The organism is Shewanella sp. 0m-6, assembly GCF_052977325.1.
In genome coordinates this window covers 163,747-180,462 of the sequence record NZ_JBRIMD010000009.1, presented here as the reverse complement: position 1 = coordinate 180,462, position 16,716 = coordinate 163,747, and the positions used below count along the sequence as shown (strand labels likewise).

The following is a 16,716-nucleotide window of genomic DNA, read 5'->3' as shown; positions in this document are numbered from 1 at the left end:
ATAACCATAACCATAACCATAACCATAACCATAACCATAACCATAACCATAACCATAACCATAACCATAACCATAACTATAACTATATAAGGCAGCATTAACGACATTTACGCAACTGACCTCCATGCTCTGAAGCGTTCCTGCGTTTTAAAGGCATTTTCCCTGTCCCACAGTCATACAGTCATACAGTCATACAGTCATACAGTCATACAGTCACACAGTCCCTGTGGATTAAGTGTCTTACTGTATGTCAGAGATATACAAGTTCATGCAGCTCGCCACGAGCATAGTTAATCTGGATTTAAGCTCGTACACATCAGAAGTGCTTAATATCGCCTTGTAGGCGTATTTTGGGCTGCTTACTTCTTCGTTGCATGGCGGGGCAAAAAAGGACGAGCATTTCACATTCATTTGCCTTGAATTAGTGTGCTAAAACACTCTGAGTCGATCACTTCTTTATACTGTTCGGTTTAAGCCTAGTTAGAAAATACTGAAGTGAGTCTTGTTAATTAGATGAGTCCATACCAGCTGTTGATAGAAAATATTCTAATTACTAGCTGTTTAGTTGGTTGTAAATTAAGCTGTATCTTTGGTCTGTATGGTTGCCTTAAGGTTATTTCAAGGTTTCCTTTTTAGATGAAAAAACCACTCTTGGTTTCAGCGGTGTTATTTGTTGCTGCGTTTTTAACTTAATGTGGTTTTTCATATTAAAGTCAGGTCATTATTTTTGATTTTTTTTCAATTGTGTATTGCAGACTGTCTAACTATCTTCTATGTTGATTAGGTCAGCTGTGCATCACCAGCGAGTAGGAAATTTTATTTAATTCAATGGAGTAAAATACAATGCCTCTTCATGCAAAAGATTCTGTGCGAGACGACCTTCTCGATGATATTTTCTCATCGACAGATTTAGCATTATCTATGCCGAAATATAAGATGCCTGATCAGGAAAATAATCCTCGTCATGCATATCAAATTGTACACGATGAGCTAATGATGGACGGGAACTCTCGCCAGAATTTAGCAACATTTTGTCAAACCTGGGTTGAAGATGAAGTCCATCAATTGATGGATGAATGTATCGATAAGAATATGATCGATAAAGATGAATACCCTCAAACAGCAGAACTTGAAGCCCGCTGTGTGCATATGCTCGCAGATCTATGGAATTCACCGGATGCGGAAAATACTTTAGGTTGCTCGACTACCGGTTCAAGCGAAGCGGCGATGCTAGGCGGTATGGCGCTTAAGTGGGCCTGGCGCAAGAAAATGAAAGCCTTGGGTAAGCCGACTGATAAACCCAATATGGTTTGTGGCCCGGTGCAAGTGTGTTGGCATAAGTTTGCTCGATATTGGGATATTGAATTACGTGAGATCCCGATGGAAGGCGATCGCTTAATTATGAATGCTGAAGAAGTGATTAAGCGATGCGATGAAAATACCATCGGTGTTATACCCACTTTAGGCGTCACCTTCACCTGTCAATATGAACCAGTAAAAGCGGTGCATGAAGCACTCGATAAACTCCAGCAAGATACCGGTCTTGATATTCCTATTCATGTAGATGCTGCTAGTGGTGGATTTTTAGCGCCATTTTGTCAACCGGATCTCGAATGGGACTTTAAACTTCCACGCGTTAAGTCAATTAATGCATCAGGGCATAAATTTGGCTTGAGCCCTCTAGGTGTAGGTTGGGTTATTTGGCGAGATGCTTCAGCATTAGATCAAGACCTAATTTTTAACGTGAATTATTTGGGCGGTAACATGCCGACCTTCGCGCTAAACTTCTCTCGCCCTGGTGGGCAGATCGTGGCTCAATACTATAATTTCTTACGCTTAGGTAAAGAAGGCTACAGAAAGATCCATCAGTCTTGTTATGACACAGCTCAATACCTGTCGAGTGAGATTGAAAAGTTGGGTATGTTCGAAATTATCTATGATGGTCATGGCGGGATCCCTGCGATGAGTTGGTCATTAAAAGAGGGGGTTGACCCTGGATTCAACTTATTTGATCTCTCGGATCGTATTCGCTCTAGAGGTTGGCAGATAGCGGCGTATGCTATGCCACCGAAAAGAGAAGACCTTGTCATTATGCGTATTTTGGTTCGTCATGGCTTTAGCCGCGACCAAGCAGACTTGCTCGTAGTAGACTTAAAGCATTGTGTTGAGTTCTTTGCTAAGCATCCTATTTCTCATAATAGTGATTCTGAAGAGTCATCCGGCTTTAATCACGGTTAACTAATTTGAAGGCCATCTACCAAGATGGCCTTTTTTATACAGCTTAGTCCGCTCTATCGTGATGTACCTTTCTGAACGATTAATTCTTTATTAGTTATTTCGCCGATAACCCCCTTCGTATTCTATTCTATTTTTATTCTATCATTTTTATTTTTTGGTTATTAATAGCTTTGAGATCAGCTGCTGCGCCGACTCCTTTACGACAGGCTTGGTTCTTGGCAAGGAATATTGTTTTATCTCGTGATTTCCGAACAGGTAACTCACTCCTATTACGTCATACCCGCCAAATATTAGACAAAGTCGTTTCACTACTTTGATCACAAATCCCTCTTTTACAGATCGTAGCTGTTGATTATTCAGTTTATTAAGCATACCCTTAGCATAAGTTTGAACTAAAGTTTGGTATCCAAACAAATGTTTGTTTGGCCGTGTCGACGGGATAATAACAATGACAGAACGCGAACTCGAGATACTAGCACTACTTAAACAAGATCCTTTGATCCCGCAGCAAAACATTGCCGATCAATTAGGGATTAGTCGCTCTGCTGTAGCCGGGCACATCATGAATTTAACCCATAAAGGTGTGATAAAAGGTAAAGGGTATATTCTTGCTGAATCACGCTATGCCATCGTTATCGGTGGTGCCAATATGGACATTCTTGGGCGCCCTCTACATACCCTACAGGTAGGCGACTCTAATCCTGGTAGCGTAACTTGCTCACCGGGTGGGGTAGGCCGAAATATCGCAGAAAACTTAGCTAGATTAGGCTCTGATACTCACCTTATTAGTGCGTTAGGAAAAGACACTTATGGTCAGATGATCATGAGTCAGTGTCAGCAAGCCGGCATTGATATGAAAGGCTGTATTCATCTGGATGAATTTGCCACATCAACTTACCTTTCAGTGCTAGATGGTGACAGCGATATGCATGTTGCGATCAATGACATGGCTATTTTAGACAGGCTAAGCGTAGCTGTGCTAAAGACTCACGAAGAAGTGTTAAGACGAGCAGAGCTGATTATTGTCGATGCCAACCTTTCGGCAGAGTCTTTGGAATATATTTTAAGTAACTTCTCCGACAGACCTATTTTTGTTGATACCGTTTCTTGTGCAAAGGCCAAGAAATTAGCGCCATTCTTAAGCTCCATTCACACCCTCAAACCAAACCTTAAAGAAGCCGAGCAACTTTCTGGAATTAGTATTAAGAGTCATGATGAATTACCTCAATTAGCTAATTGGTTCCACAGCCAAGGCGTGAAACGCATTTTCTTAAGTCTAGGCGCAGATGGCGTGTTTTATAGCGATGAGGGCATACAAGCCTTAGTCCCTGCTATGACGGTGTCTATGGTCAACGCAAATGGCGCGGGAGATGCTTTCCTCGCGGGGTTAGCCCATGGCTGGATCCAAGAGTGGGACACTGAAGAATCTACACAATTTGCTATGGGAGCCGCGGTTGTCGCGTTATCTCACTTAGCCACTATAAACCCTAATATGTCAGAAATTTCCGTTAAGCGCGTTATCAAGGAGTCGTTATGTTAGAGCAGTACCTAGATATTAATCCAGAAGTTGCAGCCGCATTAGCAGCAGGTAAGCCAGTCGTTGCATTAGAGTCGACCATTATTTCTCACGGCATGCCTTACCCGCAAAACGTAGAAACGGCGCTTAAAGTAGAGCAGATTATTCGCGATAACGGTGCCGTACCCGCAACTATCGCTATTTTAAAGGGTCGCTTGAAAGTGGGTATGACTCATGAAGAGATCGAATACCTAGGTAAAGCCGGCTTAGATGTGATTAAAACAAGCCGTCGTGACATTCCATTTATTGTTGCTAAGCAAGTTGATGGTGCAACGACTGTCGCATCGACGATGATCTTAGCTCAAATGGCAGGGATAAAAGTGTTCGCTACTGGTGGCATTGGTGGTGTACATCGTGGTGCACAACAAACGTTTGATATTTCTGCCGATCTTCAAGAGCTAGCCAGTACCGACGTAGCGGTAGTGTGCGCTGGTGCTAAGTCTATTTTGGATATCGGTTTAACCCTTGAATACCTAGAGACTCAAGGTGTACCTGTTGTTGGTTATCAAACCAGTACTTTGCCCGCTTTCTATACCCGTGAAAGTGAGTTCGGTGTTGATTACCAGCTAGATACCCCTGCGCAAATTGCAGCAGCAATGAAAGCTAAATGGGATATGGACCTAAAGGGCGGATTGGTTATCGCTAACCCAATTCCAGAAGCACACCAGCTAGACCGAGCTATGATTGACCAGGTGATTGCAGATGCTGTTGCTGAAATGGACAGTAAAGGTATTTTTGGTAAGGCTTCAACGCCATTCCTACTGGCTAAAGTGGCAGAAACCACAAAAGGCGTCAGCTTAGCGGCTAACATTGAACTTGTGTTTAATAACGCAAAACTAGCGGCTAGCATTGCGGTTGAATACGCGAAGTAAACTGTTTTTGAAAGTAAAAATAAAAAAGGGGGAGCTAATTAGCTCCCCCTTTTTTGCTACAAAAATATTAGTTCTGTAGGATAGTTGCCGTGTTACCGAATCCACCCGTTTGAGTGATAGATGCTGTATCACCTGTACCATACTGAGTAATCGTTGCAGTATTATGTGCAGCAATATCACCAAAACCGTCTTGGGTGATATTAGCTAGGTTGCCATCACCTTGCTGATCGATATACGCATCGTTATATTCACCGCCAAGTTGGTTAACGAAAGCTTCGTTATCAGCGCCTGTTTGGTCTATGTCGGCCATACCAAATTCACCGTATTGTTGAACGCTAGCGACGTTTAACGTGCTGGTTTGCATAATATCCGCGTTGTTAGCTTCACCGCTCTGAGTAACCGTCGCATCTAAATCAACACCTTCTTGGTTGATGAGTACTGAGCCACCAATAGTATCTGTTTGAGTCACTAAAGCCGTTAGTTCTGAGCCGTTTAGCTGGTTAACGGTAGTAAATGTACCGCTAACACCTGATTGTTCAACTGTAATGCTTGAATCCGCAGCTGCATTTTGTTGTGCAGTCACGTTTCCGCTAACACTCGCATTGAGTTGCTTTACTGTGACAACAGAGTTATCTGACTCGTTTACTTGGTCAATATCAACAATGTTGCTATCACCATTTTGCTCTACAGTAGCCATAGCTTCAAACGAAGTGTCTTGATTAATATTGACGTTGTTCGAGTTACCCGTTGTGGTAATTGTTGCTGATGCAGGCTCGTGCCAGCCAAAACCAAACTGACGAATAACCGTTGAATTGTCGTTGCCCGTTGCGCTGATAGAGGCTGCACTGTTATCTACGTGCTCTTGATTGACTGAGCCCATGTTACCTGTACCGTCTTGTGAAACGGTAACGTTAGAGGTGTAGGCGTGCTCTTGGAAAACAGTCATGCTGTTATTACTGCCATTTTGGCTAACAGAGGCTGTAGAGTCTGTCGTGTAATCAGTTTGAGTCACATTGATGGTGTTAGCTGTACCGTTAGACTGGCTTGCGGTAATGCTTGAGTTAGAGTCGCTCTCTTGCAATGTCGTAATGGTAGAGTTATCAGCCGTTGTTTGCGTCGCAATAACTGAGGCGTTGTTTGTTGTTTGAGTTGCAAATACTTTTGAATTTACAGAATCGGCTAATTGGTTAACGGTTGCAGTGTTATCGTTACCTGTTTGTGTTACGTCTGCCAATGCATCTGTAGATAGATCTTGATTGGTTGAAGCCGTATTGCGCTGACCACTTTGGCTAATTGTTGCGCCTGCTGGGTTATGAATACCAAAACCATGCTGACGAATATCAGCGCTGTTGGTGTCGCCTGTTTGGCTTACGTTTGCAGCGCTATCATTGACATGTAACTGATTAACTATCGCGCTATTGTTGTTACCGTCTTGGATAACATCAGCCGTGCTATTGAAGTTATGCTCCTGGTTTACTATCGCAGAATTTGGACCCAGGCCAGACTGAGTCACATTGACTGTTGAACCATCACCGTCACCCTCTTGGCTCACTGTTGCAGTTTGAGCAGAACCCGACTGTGTCGTGTTAGTGGTGTTGTTATCACCTTCTTGAGTGATTGTCGCTGTTTGGTTTGCACCAGACTGGAGTGCTGTAGCGGTATTCCCGTTACCTACCTGGCTAGTATTAGCGAGCTGAGCTGCACCAGATTGAGTTGTAGATGCTGTGTTTGAGTTGCCATCTTGACTAATAGTTGCATTATTAGCTAGGGCTAACGCTGGATTTAGAGCGATTGCGACAGCGGCTGCAATAGGGAGTAGCTTTCTCATGAGTCATATCCTTAATTTGATTAATGTAAAAGTCCAGTTTTAAATTCTGTAGATCTGTGTTTTAGCGGCATTATGAGCTTTGTACTTGCCGATGAGTATGCAGGTCAGGAGTGTTTGTAGCGTCCAGCATTGGTATTAAAGCTGTGATTCTTAACTACTAATTTAGATTCGTAAGCTAGTATTTTTGTCTACTGCCTTTTGTTGGGGTTTCAGTGTTTTATCTAATTTTTTAGTGGGTTAACGTAATTATTGTTGGTGAGTATTTATTGGGCTTGCGCTTGCTGCTATCACTTTAGTCGTACTGGTATGATTAATATGTCATCAACAGGCTCTTACCTTGAGCTGCTCGTGAGGGGGAGACAAACAGTTGGCTCGTTACTGATATACATAGTGATATCAAGGGGTGAATAGATGTTGCAATTTGTTTATGATATCGCTACTCAGTCGTTAATTGTCGTTGGTTCGATAAGGATTGGGCGTTAAGTGGGTATTAGGTGATATTAAAGATATGAAATCTTGGCTATTTACTGATACTTCTTTTTACTTTTGCTTAGGGATGAACTCATTGTCATGGAACCCCAGTTAATTGAAATTAAAGATTTTGTCTCTTTTACTTTAGCGATAATTGCTTTGTTTATTGGTAAAAGCATTATTTCTCGCTACGAATTGCTCAGGAAGTACAGTATTCCTGAACCCGTCGTTGGTGGCTTCGCCTGCGCTGCAATCGTGGGTATTCTCTATTATGCCTTTGATATTCAAATTGAGTTTAACTTGAGTGTTCGAGACACCTTACTCTTATACTTTTTTGCGGGTATTGGCTTAAAGGCAGATTTTGCGACCTTAATTAAGGGCGGCAAACCGTTACTTATTCTCATCGTTCTAGCCAGTGTTTTCATCTTCTTACAAAACTTCACCGGCGTAACCATTGCCTCCTTATTTGGCCTAGATCCAAAGGCTGGCTTGATGTCGGGTTCTATTTCATTGATTGGCGGAGTGGGAACCGCAATGGCTTGGACGCCAACCTTTGTTGAAGAGCTTGGGATTGTGAATGCCAGCGAGCTCGGTATAGCATCAAATACGTTAGGGCTTATATCTGCCTGTGTGATTGGTGGTCCAATTGCGGCATATTTGATGAAGCGACACAATGTGAAAGCCAATCCAGACTCAGATCTTGATATTGGTACCAGCCATCAAGCCGGCTCATCGCATATTAAGGTCGATTATTTTGGTGTGTTACGTGCTTGGTTATGGCTCAACGTTACACTAATTATTGGCTATTTTATTGATTTATCGCTGCAAGAAGCTGGCGTTAAGCTGCCGATGTTCGTTGCCTGTCTATTAGCCGGCATTATTATCGGTAATGTGGGCAGGGTTATTATCAACCGTAGAGCGGTCAAAGATAGAACCTATTTAGATGATGCTTCACAAGGCTTGTCACTTATTCAAGATATCTGCCTAGGTATGTTCTTAACCATGGCTTTGATGAGCCTTAAAATCTGGGAATTAGAAGGTAGCTTACTGTATATCTCGGTGGTTATGTCTGTGCAGGTATTCTTGTCAGTGATGTTTACCATTTTCGTGGTGTTCAGAATGATGGGTAAAGACTATGAGGCTGCGGTGATCTGCTCTGGTTTTGGTGGCGTCACACTTGGGTCGACAGCAACGGCGATTGTTAACATGACCGCGGTGACACAGCAATATGGTGCCGCCCACAGGGCCTTCATTATCGTACCGTTAGTCTGCGGCTTCTTTATCGATATTATCAATGCCATGATCATCAACTTGTTCGTCTATTTTTAAGTTTTATTCTTTTAAGCTTAAATCATTTTTAAATTGCCAAAGCGGCAGGTAGAAGGGAGCAAATGCTCCCTTTTTTTATTAGGTTGGGTGAACCTTTTACTCAGCTGCATCGTCTTTATTCAAACAGATAAAGGAGCCGTTTATCTGCATTCAACATGGAACGATTAAGTCGCGTTTGTTCAGAGCCTGAGAGCTGCTAAAGCAAGTGTTAGAGCCCGGCGGTTAGAAAAGACATCTAGAAAGAAGCGTTAGCACAAGAGACACAAATAGGAGCAAACTTATGGATATCGATGAGAAAATCCGCAAGCAATTACTAAAAGAATCTGAGCAGCTAAGTAGTCAACTTAAACGCGGCCCAAGCCTGTTTACTATGTTGGGCGATGCTTATAAGGGGCGTTTAGGCGGCTGGATGATATTAATGAGCATTATTGCCTTTGTGCTGAGCTTGCTTATGTTGTGGTCAGGCTATCAATTCTTTTTTGTCGTCGTCAGTTCGGTGGCGCTAATCAAGTGGGGGGTGACGTTGCTGTTGGCAAGTATGATGCAGATCGCGATTAAGATGTGGATCTATAACGAGATGAATCGTAATGCGACTGCACGAGAGATTAAAAGGCTTGAATTAGCGGTTGTGAAACTTCAAGGCGACAAAGAGTGATTACAGCGTGGATGGGTTAAAAGTCCACGCTTTTCTATATTAAACCAAAATGTACAATTGCTTATAAAAGCTCTGCCACGATACGCTTGAGCAAAAAGGTTTCTCGTTCAATCGACATACCTTTTTTAGGGCTGTTAGCCATGGTGTGCTCGTTATGGGCGATGGCCTGGTGAATATTTATCCACACTGGGGTCATACCATTTTGGATCTCATGGGCCTCTAATTTTGTTTCGCCAAGCTCGGCATGAATATCGCAAACAAAGCAGAACGATTCCATATGTACCACATCAAAACCATCTCTATTCCAGGGCCTAAACTCTTCATATAGGCCAAATTCACTGATGATCTCGATATGCTTCGCCCCAGTTTCCTCTTCTAATTCACGAATAAGTCCGCTTTGAATATCTTCACCGTCATCAACGCCACCACCTGGAATACTGTAGTCATGGTAGCGCTCGGTGTAGAGCATTAAGATCTCTTCGCCTTTAAGAATAACCCCTCGAGCCGCTTGACGGTGAAAGCTTTTAGTCGCAAGTTCATCTGTGGCAAGGTGGGCGATGTCGGCGTGAATGGTCGATTTTAACAGGCGCATGGGTCAGCTCAGCTCGTATTGGTTAAGGGGGACTAAATGAAAGATGCGGGATTATACCCTATAGCGACAAAGTGGGGGTAACCGGCTTACCGCTGCAAATGACGGGCTGTTTACCAGTTGCGTGCAGGGAAACTTATTGAGCGGTTAAGGCTCGATAGTCTGCAATAATCAGTTCAATCTCTGCTTTTTCATTTTGCTGCTCGATTGTTAAATTAGCCTTTTCTAAACCTAGAGCCATTCTGTGGTAATGCTTTAAAGTACTCTGTAAGTAAGCTTTATCTAGCTCACGGCTATGATCCCACATTATTGAGCCAACAGGGCTTATTGTTTCTTGGCTGCTGCTTGATAAATGCAAGATCTCGTAGAAACGCTTATTTTCTTGGATTAATTGCTCATGCACTAGGCCTAAACCGAGTTTCTGCATCTGTGTACGGACGGTATAAATATGGTGCACAGGGCAAAGGATAAACTCAAGTGAATGCTCTGGGTGGCGTGTAACAATTTGCTGCACGAGTTCAACCGTCAGTTCGCCACCTACGCCAGCGATGATAATCAATTGACGCTGCTCTTTAGCGCCTAAATCGAGTTTAGCCACATCTAAGCAATGCACTTGCCAGCAGCTTTTAGGACTTGTTACAGGCGTTTGCTCTTCTTTGTTTGCATCGGGATAAAACCGCTGTAGTTTACTTTTCACCTCAGCCATCAAGCTTGGCACTACATCGACAAAGTGGATATGACTTGCCGCGCCTCGTTGTAGTAATGCCGCGCCTAACAAGCCATGATCGCAGCAGCAATCCCAAATCTGATCATAGTGGGTGTTAATCAGGCTGTTGATATATTGGAGGCGTTTGCTGAGCTTCAAAGGTATTCTCGATGACAGGGTAAAAGGCCGCTATGTTAAGGGCCATTATTTTAAAGGATGCTATTTTAAAGGATGTTATAGGTATGGAGTCAATAGTCATGCCGGCTATAGCATCTCTTTATTAGCAACCAAAGTGACACGTTGAGGCGATGCTGCATTGGACTCTAATGCTGATAGAGCATGCGCCAACATGGCATTCGCCACTTTTTCAGCCTCAATGGGGTGATATTGTCTCAGCGCGCCAATAAATAGCGGTGAGACTAAGCGAGATAATGACTTACCCAGATCTTCTAATACTCGTGTATTCGAACGCTCTCCTAAAAGCAGGCTTGGCTGAAATAACCATAATCGCTTAGGTGATGTGGGTTGTTGGTTTTTATTCAATAAGCTCGCAAGAGCCTCTTGGGTTTCGCCTTTGACGCGATTATAAAATGTTTTTGACTGGCTGTTTGCACCAAGGGCGGTCACGACATAGTTGTTACTGGCTTCGCACTTGGCAATAAAATCGATACAGGCTGTTTTATCCACGGCGATAAAGGCTTGTTGGCTACCAGCTTGCTTGATGGTGGTGCCGAGACAACAAAAGGCATGACCGACTGTAAATGGAAGCTCGAGAGAGGAAAGTTCATTAAGTTGGCATTGTAAAAATGTGACTTGAGTGTTTTGTGTTAATCGGTATTTTGGCTGATTTCTACCGAGTACTAAAATGTGCTCATAGCATCCTGAATCGATCAATTTTTGTAGCAGTAATTGGCCTATGAGTCCTGTGGCACCTATGATAGCAGCGTTCATTTTGGTAGTGTCGAGTTGAATATGAATAGCCTAAGTGTAGAGAGCGCGCAGAGGGAAGCAAATACTTTTTGCTGCCAAGGAAAATAGCGCGATTAACCGGATTGACCAAAAGGCCTGTAATCACAGGCCTTTTATATTTTGATCTTGGCGACGCGTCTATTTATGTAATGCGGTCAGCTTAGCGATTTCAATAATCGTCTTGCTAGCTTGCTCCATCGACTCAAGACACAGGTATTCATGCTTGCCGTGGAAGTTATGCCCACCAGTAAATATATTTGGACAAGGCAAGCCCATATATGACAGGCGAGAGCCGTCTGTCCCACCACGAATCGGCTTAATAATGGGTTCTATGTTTAAGTTTTGCATCGCTTGTTTAGCGATATCGATAATATGTGGGTGGGGTAAAACTTGTTGTTTCATATTCAAGTAGGAGTCTTGAATATCTATGGTTAATTTACCGATAGCAAGCTCGGCATTATATTTTTCAACAACCTCAGCCAACCAGCGTTTTCTCTGCTCAAAAAGCGCAAAGTCGAAATCTCGAATGATATAAGTCAGTGTCGCTTTCTCGGTAACGCCTTCCATGCCAAGTAGGTGGAAGAAACCATCATAGTCTCGGCTGTATTCCGGTGTATCTTTTAGCGGCATTTTTGCGTGGAAACGCGCCGCAATAGTTTGGGCATTAACCATCACGCCATAGGCGGTACCGGGGTGACAGTTGTTTCCCGTGGCGGTGATTATTGCAGTGGCAGCGTTAAAGTTTTCATATTCAAGCTCGCCAACTTGACCACCGTCAACAGTGTAAGCCCACTGGGCACCAAAGCCCTCGACATCAAAATGATCGGCGCCGCGGCCAATCTCTTCGTCTGGGGTGAAGCAAAGTCTTATTTTACCGTGAGGGATCTCTGGGTGAGTTACAAGGTGGTGCAATGCACTGATGATCTCTGTGATGCCAGCTTTGTCGTCTCCGCCGAGTAAACTGTTGCCGTCGGTGGTGATAAGGGTTTGGCCGATATATTGCTTTAGACTGGTAAATTTCTCTGGCGACAGTACAGCCTCAAGGCCTAATTGAATCTCTTTGCCATCATATTTTTCAATGATTTGCGGCGATACATTTTCTCCGCTGTAGTCGGGAGCGGTATCTAAATGCGCAATAAATCCGATGCAAGGAGCGCCTTCTACGTTGCTAGGTACCGTTGCGGTTAAGTAGCCTTTGTCAGAGAGTTGCACATCGTCAAATCCAAGGCTAATAAGCTCTTGACGAAGATGTTGTGCAAAAACAAATTGGCTGTCTGTGCTAGGTACACTTTGGCTATTGCCGTCAGATTGAGTATTAAAACTGACGTAGCTTAAGAATCGCTCAAGTAGTTGCTGCTTCATAATCATGGTTTCTAAAATAGCAAAAAGTGACCAGAGTCTAACAAGGGCAATAGTGAATTCATTAGATATTGATCAAGTTTTTCCTAATGGGTGAATATTTCGTTATGGATAACCGCCACAATTGAGTGTCATTAACGCTATTTCAGTTATATTGTGGCACGGGCTTAGTGATTAGAGAAAAATGAGATGGATATAGGTTGGCTGCAGTTAGGCCTATTTATGTTAGTGCTAGTGATCCCTATCGCGATAGGTCGATATTTTCGTCTAGCGCTCACTTTTGATATGGTTTGGGCGGTGCTGCGTATGACTGCTCAGCTGGTGCTGGTGGGCTTGTATCTACAGTATTTATTTATACTCAATAATCTTTGGGTCAATTTAGCTTGGCTAATGGTGATGTTACTTGTGGGAGCGAGTGCGATTATCAGCAAAGCAAAGTTACCTAAGAAGTTACTCTACTTTCCGGTTTTATCAGGCTTAGCTTTGGGAATGTTCCCTGTACTGTGGTTGATGATGGTCTATCTATTATCGCCAGAGCCCCTTTATGCCGCGCAATTCTTAATTCCTACCGCAGGTATGTTGCTGGGCAACTGTTTAAGCGGCAATATTGTGGCGCTGCAGCGGTTGTTTGGAGCCTTTAATGATAGAAAGGCTGAATATCAAGGTGCATTGGCGCTGGGCGCTTTACCGAGTCAGGCAAGCTTGCCATTTGTGCAAATGGCGATGCAGCAATCTTTCGCACCGATCTTGGCCTCAATGGCAACCATGGGGTTAGTGACGCTGCCCGGCATGATGACGGGACAGATTTTAGGGGGAGTCGATCCGTTAATCGCCATCAAGTATCAGATAGTGATTTCAGTTGCGATTTTTGTCACCCTGTCAATATCGGTATCAACCACTCTTGTGCTGTGTATTCGAAGTGCTATTACCCATACAGGCCGAGTGAGAGTGAGTCTTTAGCTGGCTAAGCGGTAACGCAGCGCCACAGGGCTTATCACTATCACTATCACTACCACTATCAAAAACGTGGCGAGTAGATAAAAAATGGCTGCTCAACATCTTAAGTTGGCAGCCATTATTACTGATAGCTAGTACTGTTCTAAAAAGCGTACTGCTCGAAAAAGCATACTATCCCCAAATAGCATATTTTCCGCAATAGAGCGCTCAGTGCTAAAGCACAAGCTCCATATCAAGTTCTATATCCGTACAACCTTTCTTGCAGCAAATACCTGAAACACTCTCTTCTTGACCCCTAACTGGTAGCTTCATTTCAAGTGCTTGATTGCACACAGGGCACAGAACAGTGTTACCTTTAAATACTCTTTTAATAAGGTTTTTTTGTTCGATAAAAGATTTTGCTGTGGTGTCATTGATCACCGAGAAATCCATTTTTGCCATAGGAGTTATTTACCTTTGTATTTACTATTCACAATATTGATTGTGTCTTCTAACGCCGAGTATATCTAGGCTTTCAGAGGTAATAAAGCCCTACAGCCACGACAAATAGATATTCTGGTGCAAAACTAAAGATCTACATCAAGTTTCTTAATTGAGGCTATGGGGTTGTCTGAGTATAATGGTGCGCTAATTGTTATCGAAGAACGTGAATCTAAAAATCATGAGTGAAAATAAGCCAATTAATGCGCTCGATAAGGCTCCTGAGGAAGTAAAGCTCGCAGTCGATCTTATCTTTCTACTGGAGAATAACCAGATTGCTACTGACGTTGCATTGGCTGCGTTAGAGATTGTAAAAAAGGATCTACAAGCAAAACGAGTAAAATAAATATTAATTTAGATTTTTGCCTATTTAACACCTATTAACCATTTATCAGACTTTAGCCCTGCTATTACTGCTGCTGATAGATTTAAATTATGATGCGTTTTCCTCTTGACGGACCCAAGCATGACTATTTCGCTACTCGACCTTTTTGCACTATTTTGTTTTATAACTAGCTGGGTCGGCTATGCACTCTTTGCCAAACGCAAAGCTAAAAACACTAACTGTATTGCCCGCTGCTTGCATCAGCATCGTATTCACTGGATGTATGAGTTGCTAAAGCGAGAAGTGCGAGTTAGTGAAGCGGCGCTGCTGGCAAACCTTGAGCGCAATATCGCTTTTTTTGCCTCGACCACCATGTTTGTGCTCGCGGGTGTGTTAACCCTGTTTGCTCAGGCTGAGCGACTTGAGGCTGTTATAGCAACGATACCGTTTGCGGCCGCCCCAAATCATGCATTAGTTCAAGTCAAGCTAGGTATGCTGACCTTTATCTTTGTGTTGGCTTTTTTCGAATTTACTTGGTCAATGCGTCAATATGGCTTTTTAAATGTGATGGTGGGAGCCGCGCCTGTTGATAAGCTTGGGAACAATGAAAACCTTTGTGCTTACGCTAAGCAGATGGCTGTGGTACAAGATCAAGCTGCACACTCTTATAATTATGGTTTACGTTGTTATTATTTTTCGATGGCAGCCCTGTGTTGGTTCTATCATCCATTAGTGTTGATTTGCGCGAGTATTTTGGTTGTCATTATCCTTTACCTACGCGAGTTTAAATCAAAGGCTGTTGTTGCGATCACCAAAGGCCAAGATCTGTTAAAGCTCGAGCGAGATAATCGGGCTAAGGTGTCCTAATAGCGGCTTCGAAAATGGATTTAACATCAACCTGTGCATCGAGTTTTGAAGCAAGTAAGTAAATACCCGCTAATTTTCGATGAACGAAAATCGCATCGGCAGGCGGGGTATGCCATTTGTCAGCTTTTGTGCTCATCGACATACCCGCCGCTTTGATCCGTGTCGCGAGCGTGCTGTCGCCAAAATGATAGGCTTGCTCACTTCTGAGTGGTTCACAGGCTTGATAGAAAATATCTAGAATAACCGTTTTTTGCTGTTCACTAATGGCCTCTTGAAAGAAGCCAATCTTTTGGGCTGCCTCTTCCATTAACTCTCTGTTATTAACTTTGGCTGCACTCATGAGCTGTTTGTAATTGTCCGATAGCGGAGCCGGAATATCACGGGTGGCACCAAAATCGAGTAACACTATTTTCTGCTGTGAGTGTTGATACTGAAAATTGGCAAAGTTAGGGTCTGTTTGCACCAGCTTAAATTCAAATAATTCTCTAAAAAACAGCCTTAGCAGCTCACTGGCAACCCTATTGCGCACGCCTTGGCTTAAGTTCGCTACAGACTCAATGCTCTGTGCTTCGATAAAGTCCATAACCAGAATGTCTGCCGTGCATAATTCATCATAGGTTGATGGCAACACAAATGTCTCTTCATCGGCAATAAGGCGTTTGTAGCGTTTTAACATGGTGAGCTCGGCGTGGTAATCGGCCTCAATATGTAACTGTTTTTTAGCTTCTAATAGTAATGCCTCAAACTGTAGACCTTGAGGGATTAATTGCGATATACGCAGCAGAGCTGCGACGTTGTCGATATCGCTATCAATACTATTACGGATCCCGGGATACTGGACTTTTACCGCAAGTTTGTTGCCATTTGCGAGGGTTGCTTGATGTACCTGACCGATTGACGCCGCTGCAAATGGACGTAATTCGAAATGTGCTAAAGGTGCTAACCAATCTTCTCCCCAGTTTTGTTTTAACACGGCGACGAGTTGTTTATGGGGCATGATTTTGGCGTCAGATCTTAGCCTTGCTAACAAAGCACTCAGCTCTTTTGGCATTAGCTCGCCAGAATCCATAGACAGCATTTGGCCGACTTTCATGGCCGCTCCTCTCATCTGAGCAAGCTTATCGGCAATATGGCCAATATTTGTCGGTGTTAGCACTAAATCTTGTAACTTAGGTGATTGACCCTGACTCAGTTTTTTGGCGCCCTCGACAGCAATACTTCCCGCTAATCGCGACGCTAAACCGCCTAAGGAGGTGAGTCGCGATAGCCGACTACTGGGGACTTTAGCTGTTTGGGATTTTTTCATCTGTAGGCCTTTATCCAAAGTGGAGTAGGGTTAAGTCAAAATACAATGTTATATCAATACGCTCTGTCAATACGCGATAAAGCGAGTATGGATCATTGAACCGATAGCCAAACACATTGAGGCAGATTGGTTTATGCATGCCTTTCTCTATGCCCGTGAATCGTATAGTATTGCGGGCTATTTTTCAGC

General features: G+C 43.3%; 15 protein-coding genes. 8 read left to right on the top strand and 7 right to left on the bottom strand.

Annotation, left to right across the window (positions count from 1 at the left end; translation table 11 throughout):
- Positions 1-843 precede the first annotated feature (843 nt).
- From ACVBJC_RS09630 to ACVBJC_RS09620, 3 genes are all read left to right on the top strand, one after another.
- Complete coding sequence (locus tag ACVBJC_RS09630; protein ID WP_447160651.1) at positions 844-2,238, top strand: glutamate decarboxylase; 1,395 nt, start codon at positions 844-846, stop codon at positions 2,236-2,238.
- 448 nt (positions 2,239-2,686) lie between these two features.
- On the top strand, positions 2,687-3,778 hold the full coding sequence (locus ACVBJC_RS09625; RefSeq protein WP_447160650.1) for a PfkB family carbohydrate kinase: 1,092 nt from the start codon (positions 2,687-2,689) through the stop codon (positions 3,776-3,778).
- Positions 3,772-4,686, top strand: coding sequence for a pseudouridine-5'-phosphate glycosidase (locus ACVBJC_RS09620; RefSeq protein WP_447160649.1), 915 nt, complete (start codon positions 3,772-3,774; stop codon positions 4,684-4,686). Before ACVBJC_RS09625 ends, ACVBJC_RS09620 begins: the two co-directional genes overlap by 7 nt.
- 67 nt (positions 4,687-4,753) lie before the next feature.
- Here the strand turns inward: ACVBJC_RS09620 and ACVBJC_RS09615 are convergent, their stop codons facing one another.
- Positions 4,754-6,514, bottom strand: coding sequence for a beta strand repeat-containing protein (locus ACVBJC_RS09615; RefSeq protein WP_447160648.1), 1,761 nt, complete (start codon positions 6,512-6,514; stop codon positions 4,754-4,756).
- 570 nt (positions 6,515-7,084) lie between these two features.
- Between ACVBJC_RS09615 and gltS the strand changes: the two genes are divergently transcribed.
- Positions 7,085-8,314, top strand: coding sequence for a sodium/glutamate symporter (gltS, locus tag ACVBJC_RS09610; RefSeq protein ID WP_447160647.1), 1,230 nt, complete (start codon positions 7,085-7,087; stop codon positions 8,312-8,314).
- 280 nt (positions 8,315-8,594) lie between these two features.
- Positions 8,595-8,969, top strand: coding sequence for a DUF6768 family protein (locus ACVBJC_RS09605; RefSeq protein WP_439267719.1), 375 nt, complete (start codon positions 8,595-8,597; stop codon positions 8,967-8,969).
- 61 nt (positions 8,970-9,030) lie between these two features.
- On the opposite strand, the gene ACVBJC_RS09600 is transcribed toward ACVBJC_RS09605, so the two are convergent.
- From ACVBJC_RS09600 to pepT, 4 genes are all read right to left on the bottom strand, one after another.
- Entirely contained in the window at positions 9,031-9,561 is a 531-nt protein-coding gene (locus ACVBJC_RS09600; protein ID WP_447160646.1) for an NUDIX hydrolase, read from the bottom strand.
- A gap of 133 nt (positions 9,562-9,694) precedes the next feature.
- Positions 9,695-10,423, bottom strand: a complete 729-nt coding sequence (locus ACVBJC_RS09595) for a tRNA (adenine(22)-N(1))-methyltransferase (RefSeq protein ID WP_447160645.1) — start codon at positions 10,421-10,423, stop codon at positions 9,695-9,697.
- A 105-nt stretch (positions 10,424-10,528) separates the two neighbouring features.
- Positions 10,529-11,215 carry a nucleoside-diphosphate sugar epimerase gene (locus tag ACVBJC_RS09590; protein WP_447160644.1) on the bottom strand — a complete coding sequence of 229 codons (687 nt, stop codon included), beginning with the start codon at positions 11,213-11,215 and terminating at the stop codon, positions 10,529-10,531.
- A 156-nt stretch (positions 11,216-11,371) separates the two neighbouring features.
- The gene (gene pepT / locus ACVBJC_RS09585) at positions 11,372-12,595 is read right to left on the bottom strand and encodes a peptidase T (protein WP_447160643.1); all 1,224 of its coding nucleotides are present in this window, start codon (positions 12,593-12,595) and stop codon (positions 11,372-11,374) included.
- Positions 12,596-12,781: 186 nt separating this feature from the next.
- On the opposite strand from pepT, the gene ACVBJC_RS09580 reads away from it, so the two are divergent.
- Positions 12,782-13,552, top strand: coding sequence for an ABC transporter permease (locus tag ACVBJC_RS09580; RefSeq protein ID WP_447160642.1), 771 nt, complete (start codon positions 12,782-12,784; stop codon positions 13,550-13,552).
- A 210-nt stretch (positions 13,553-13,762) separates the two neighbouring features.
- Here ACVBJC_RS09580 and ACVBJC_RS09575 read toward each other — a convergent pair whose 3' ends face one another.
- Positions 13,763-13,990 (bottom strand): hypothetical protein, encoded by a 228-nt coding sequence (locus ACVBJC_RS09575; RefSeq protein WP_447160641.1) that lies wholly within the window; start codon positions 13,988-13,990, stop codon positions 13,763-13,765.
- A gap of 190 nt (positions 13,991-14,180) precedes the next feature.
- On the opposite strand from ACVBJC_RS09575, the gene rsmS reads away from it, so the two are divergent.
- Both rsmS and ACVBJC_RS09565 read left to right on the top strand, forming a co-directional pair.
- Positions 14,181-14,375, top strand: coding sequence for a pleiotropic regulatory protein RsmS (rsmS, locus tag ACVBJC_RS09570; RefSeq protein WP_447160640.1), 195 nt, complete (start codon positions 14,181-14,183; stop codon positions 14,373-14,375).
- A gap of 120 nt (positions 14,376-14,495) precedes the next feature.
- A complete protein-coding gene (locus ACVBJC_RS09565) occupies positions 14,496-15,221 on the top strand; it encodes a DUF599 domain-containing protein (protein WP_447160639.1) in 726 nt (241 codons plus the stop codon).
- Here the strand turns inward: ACVBJC_RS09565 and ACVBJC_RS09560 are convergent.
- On the bottom strand, positions 15,208-16,527 hold the full coding sequence (locus tag ACVBJC_RS09560) for an ABC1 kinase family protein (RefSeq protein ID WP_447160638.1): 1,320 nt from the start codon (positions 16,525-16,527) through the stop codon (positions 15,208-15,210). The two genes, ACVBJC_RS09565 and ACVBJC_RS09560, sit on opposite strands and share 14 nt — an antisense overlap.
- Positions 16,528-16,716: the final 189 nt, after the last annotated feature.

Coding starts and splice junctions, on each gene's coding strand:
- ACVBJC_RS09590 (WP_447160644.1), bottom strand. CDS start 11,215: ATGAACGCTGCTATCATAGGTGCCACAGGACTCATAGGCCAATTACTG.
- gltS (WP_447160647.1), top strand. CDS start 7,085: ATGGAACCCCAGTTAATTGAAATTAAAGATTTTGTCTCTTTTACTTTA.
- ACVBJC_RS09560 (WP_447160638.1), bottom strand. CDS start 16,527: ATGAAAAAATCCCAAACAGCTAAAGTCCCCAGTAGTCGGCTATCGCGA.
- ACVBJC_RS09580 (WP_447160642.1), top strand. CDS start 12,782: ATGGATATAGGTTGGCTGCAGTTAGGCCTATTTATGTTAGTGCTAGTG.
- ACVBJC_RS09625 (WP_447160650.1), top strand. CDS start 2,687: ATGACAGAACGCGAACTCGAGATACTAGCACTACTTAAACAAGATCCT.
- ACVBJC_RS09575 (WP_447160641.1), bottom strand. CDS start 13,990: ATGGCAAAAATGGATTTCTCGGTGATCAATGACACCACAGCAAAATCT.
- ACVBJC_RS09605 (WP_439267719.1), top strand. CDS start 8,595: ATGGATATCGATGAGAAAATCCGCAAGCAATTACTAAAAGAATCTGAG.
- ACVBJC_RS09600 (WP_447160646.1), bottom strand. CDS start 9,561: ATGCGCCTGTTAAAATCGACCATTCACGCCGACATCGCCCACCTTGCC.
- ACVBJC_RS09620 (WP_447160649.1), top strand. CDS start 3,772: ATGTTAGAGCAGTACCTAGATATTAATCCAGAAGTTGCAGCCGCATTA.
- ACVBJC_RS09615 (WP_447160648.1), bottom strand. CDS start 6,514: ATGAGAAAGCTACTCCCTATTGCAGCCGCTGTCGCAATCGCTCTAAAT.
- ACVBJC_RS09565 (WP_447160639.1), top strand. CDS start 14,496: ATGACTATTTCGCTACTCGACCTTTTTGCACTATTTTGTTTTATAACT.
- pepT (WP_447160643.1), bottom strand. CDS start 12,595: ATGAAGCAGCAACTACTTGAGCGATTCTTAAGCTACGTCAGTTTTAAT.
- ACVBJC_RS09630 (WP_447160651.1), top strand. CDS start 844: ATGCCTCTTCATGCAAAAGATTCTGTGCGAGACGACCTTCTCGATGAT.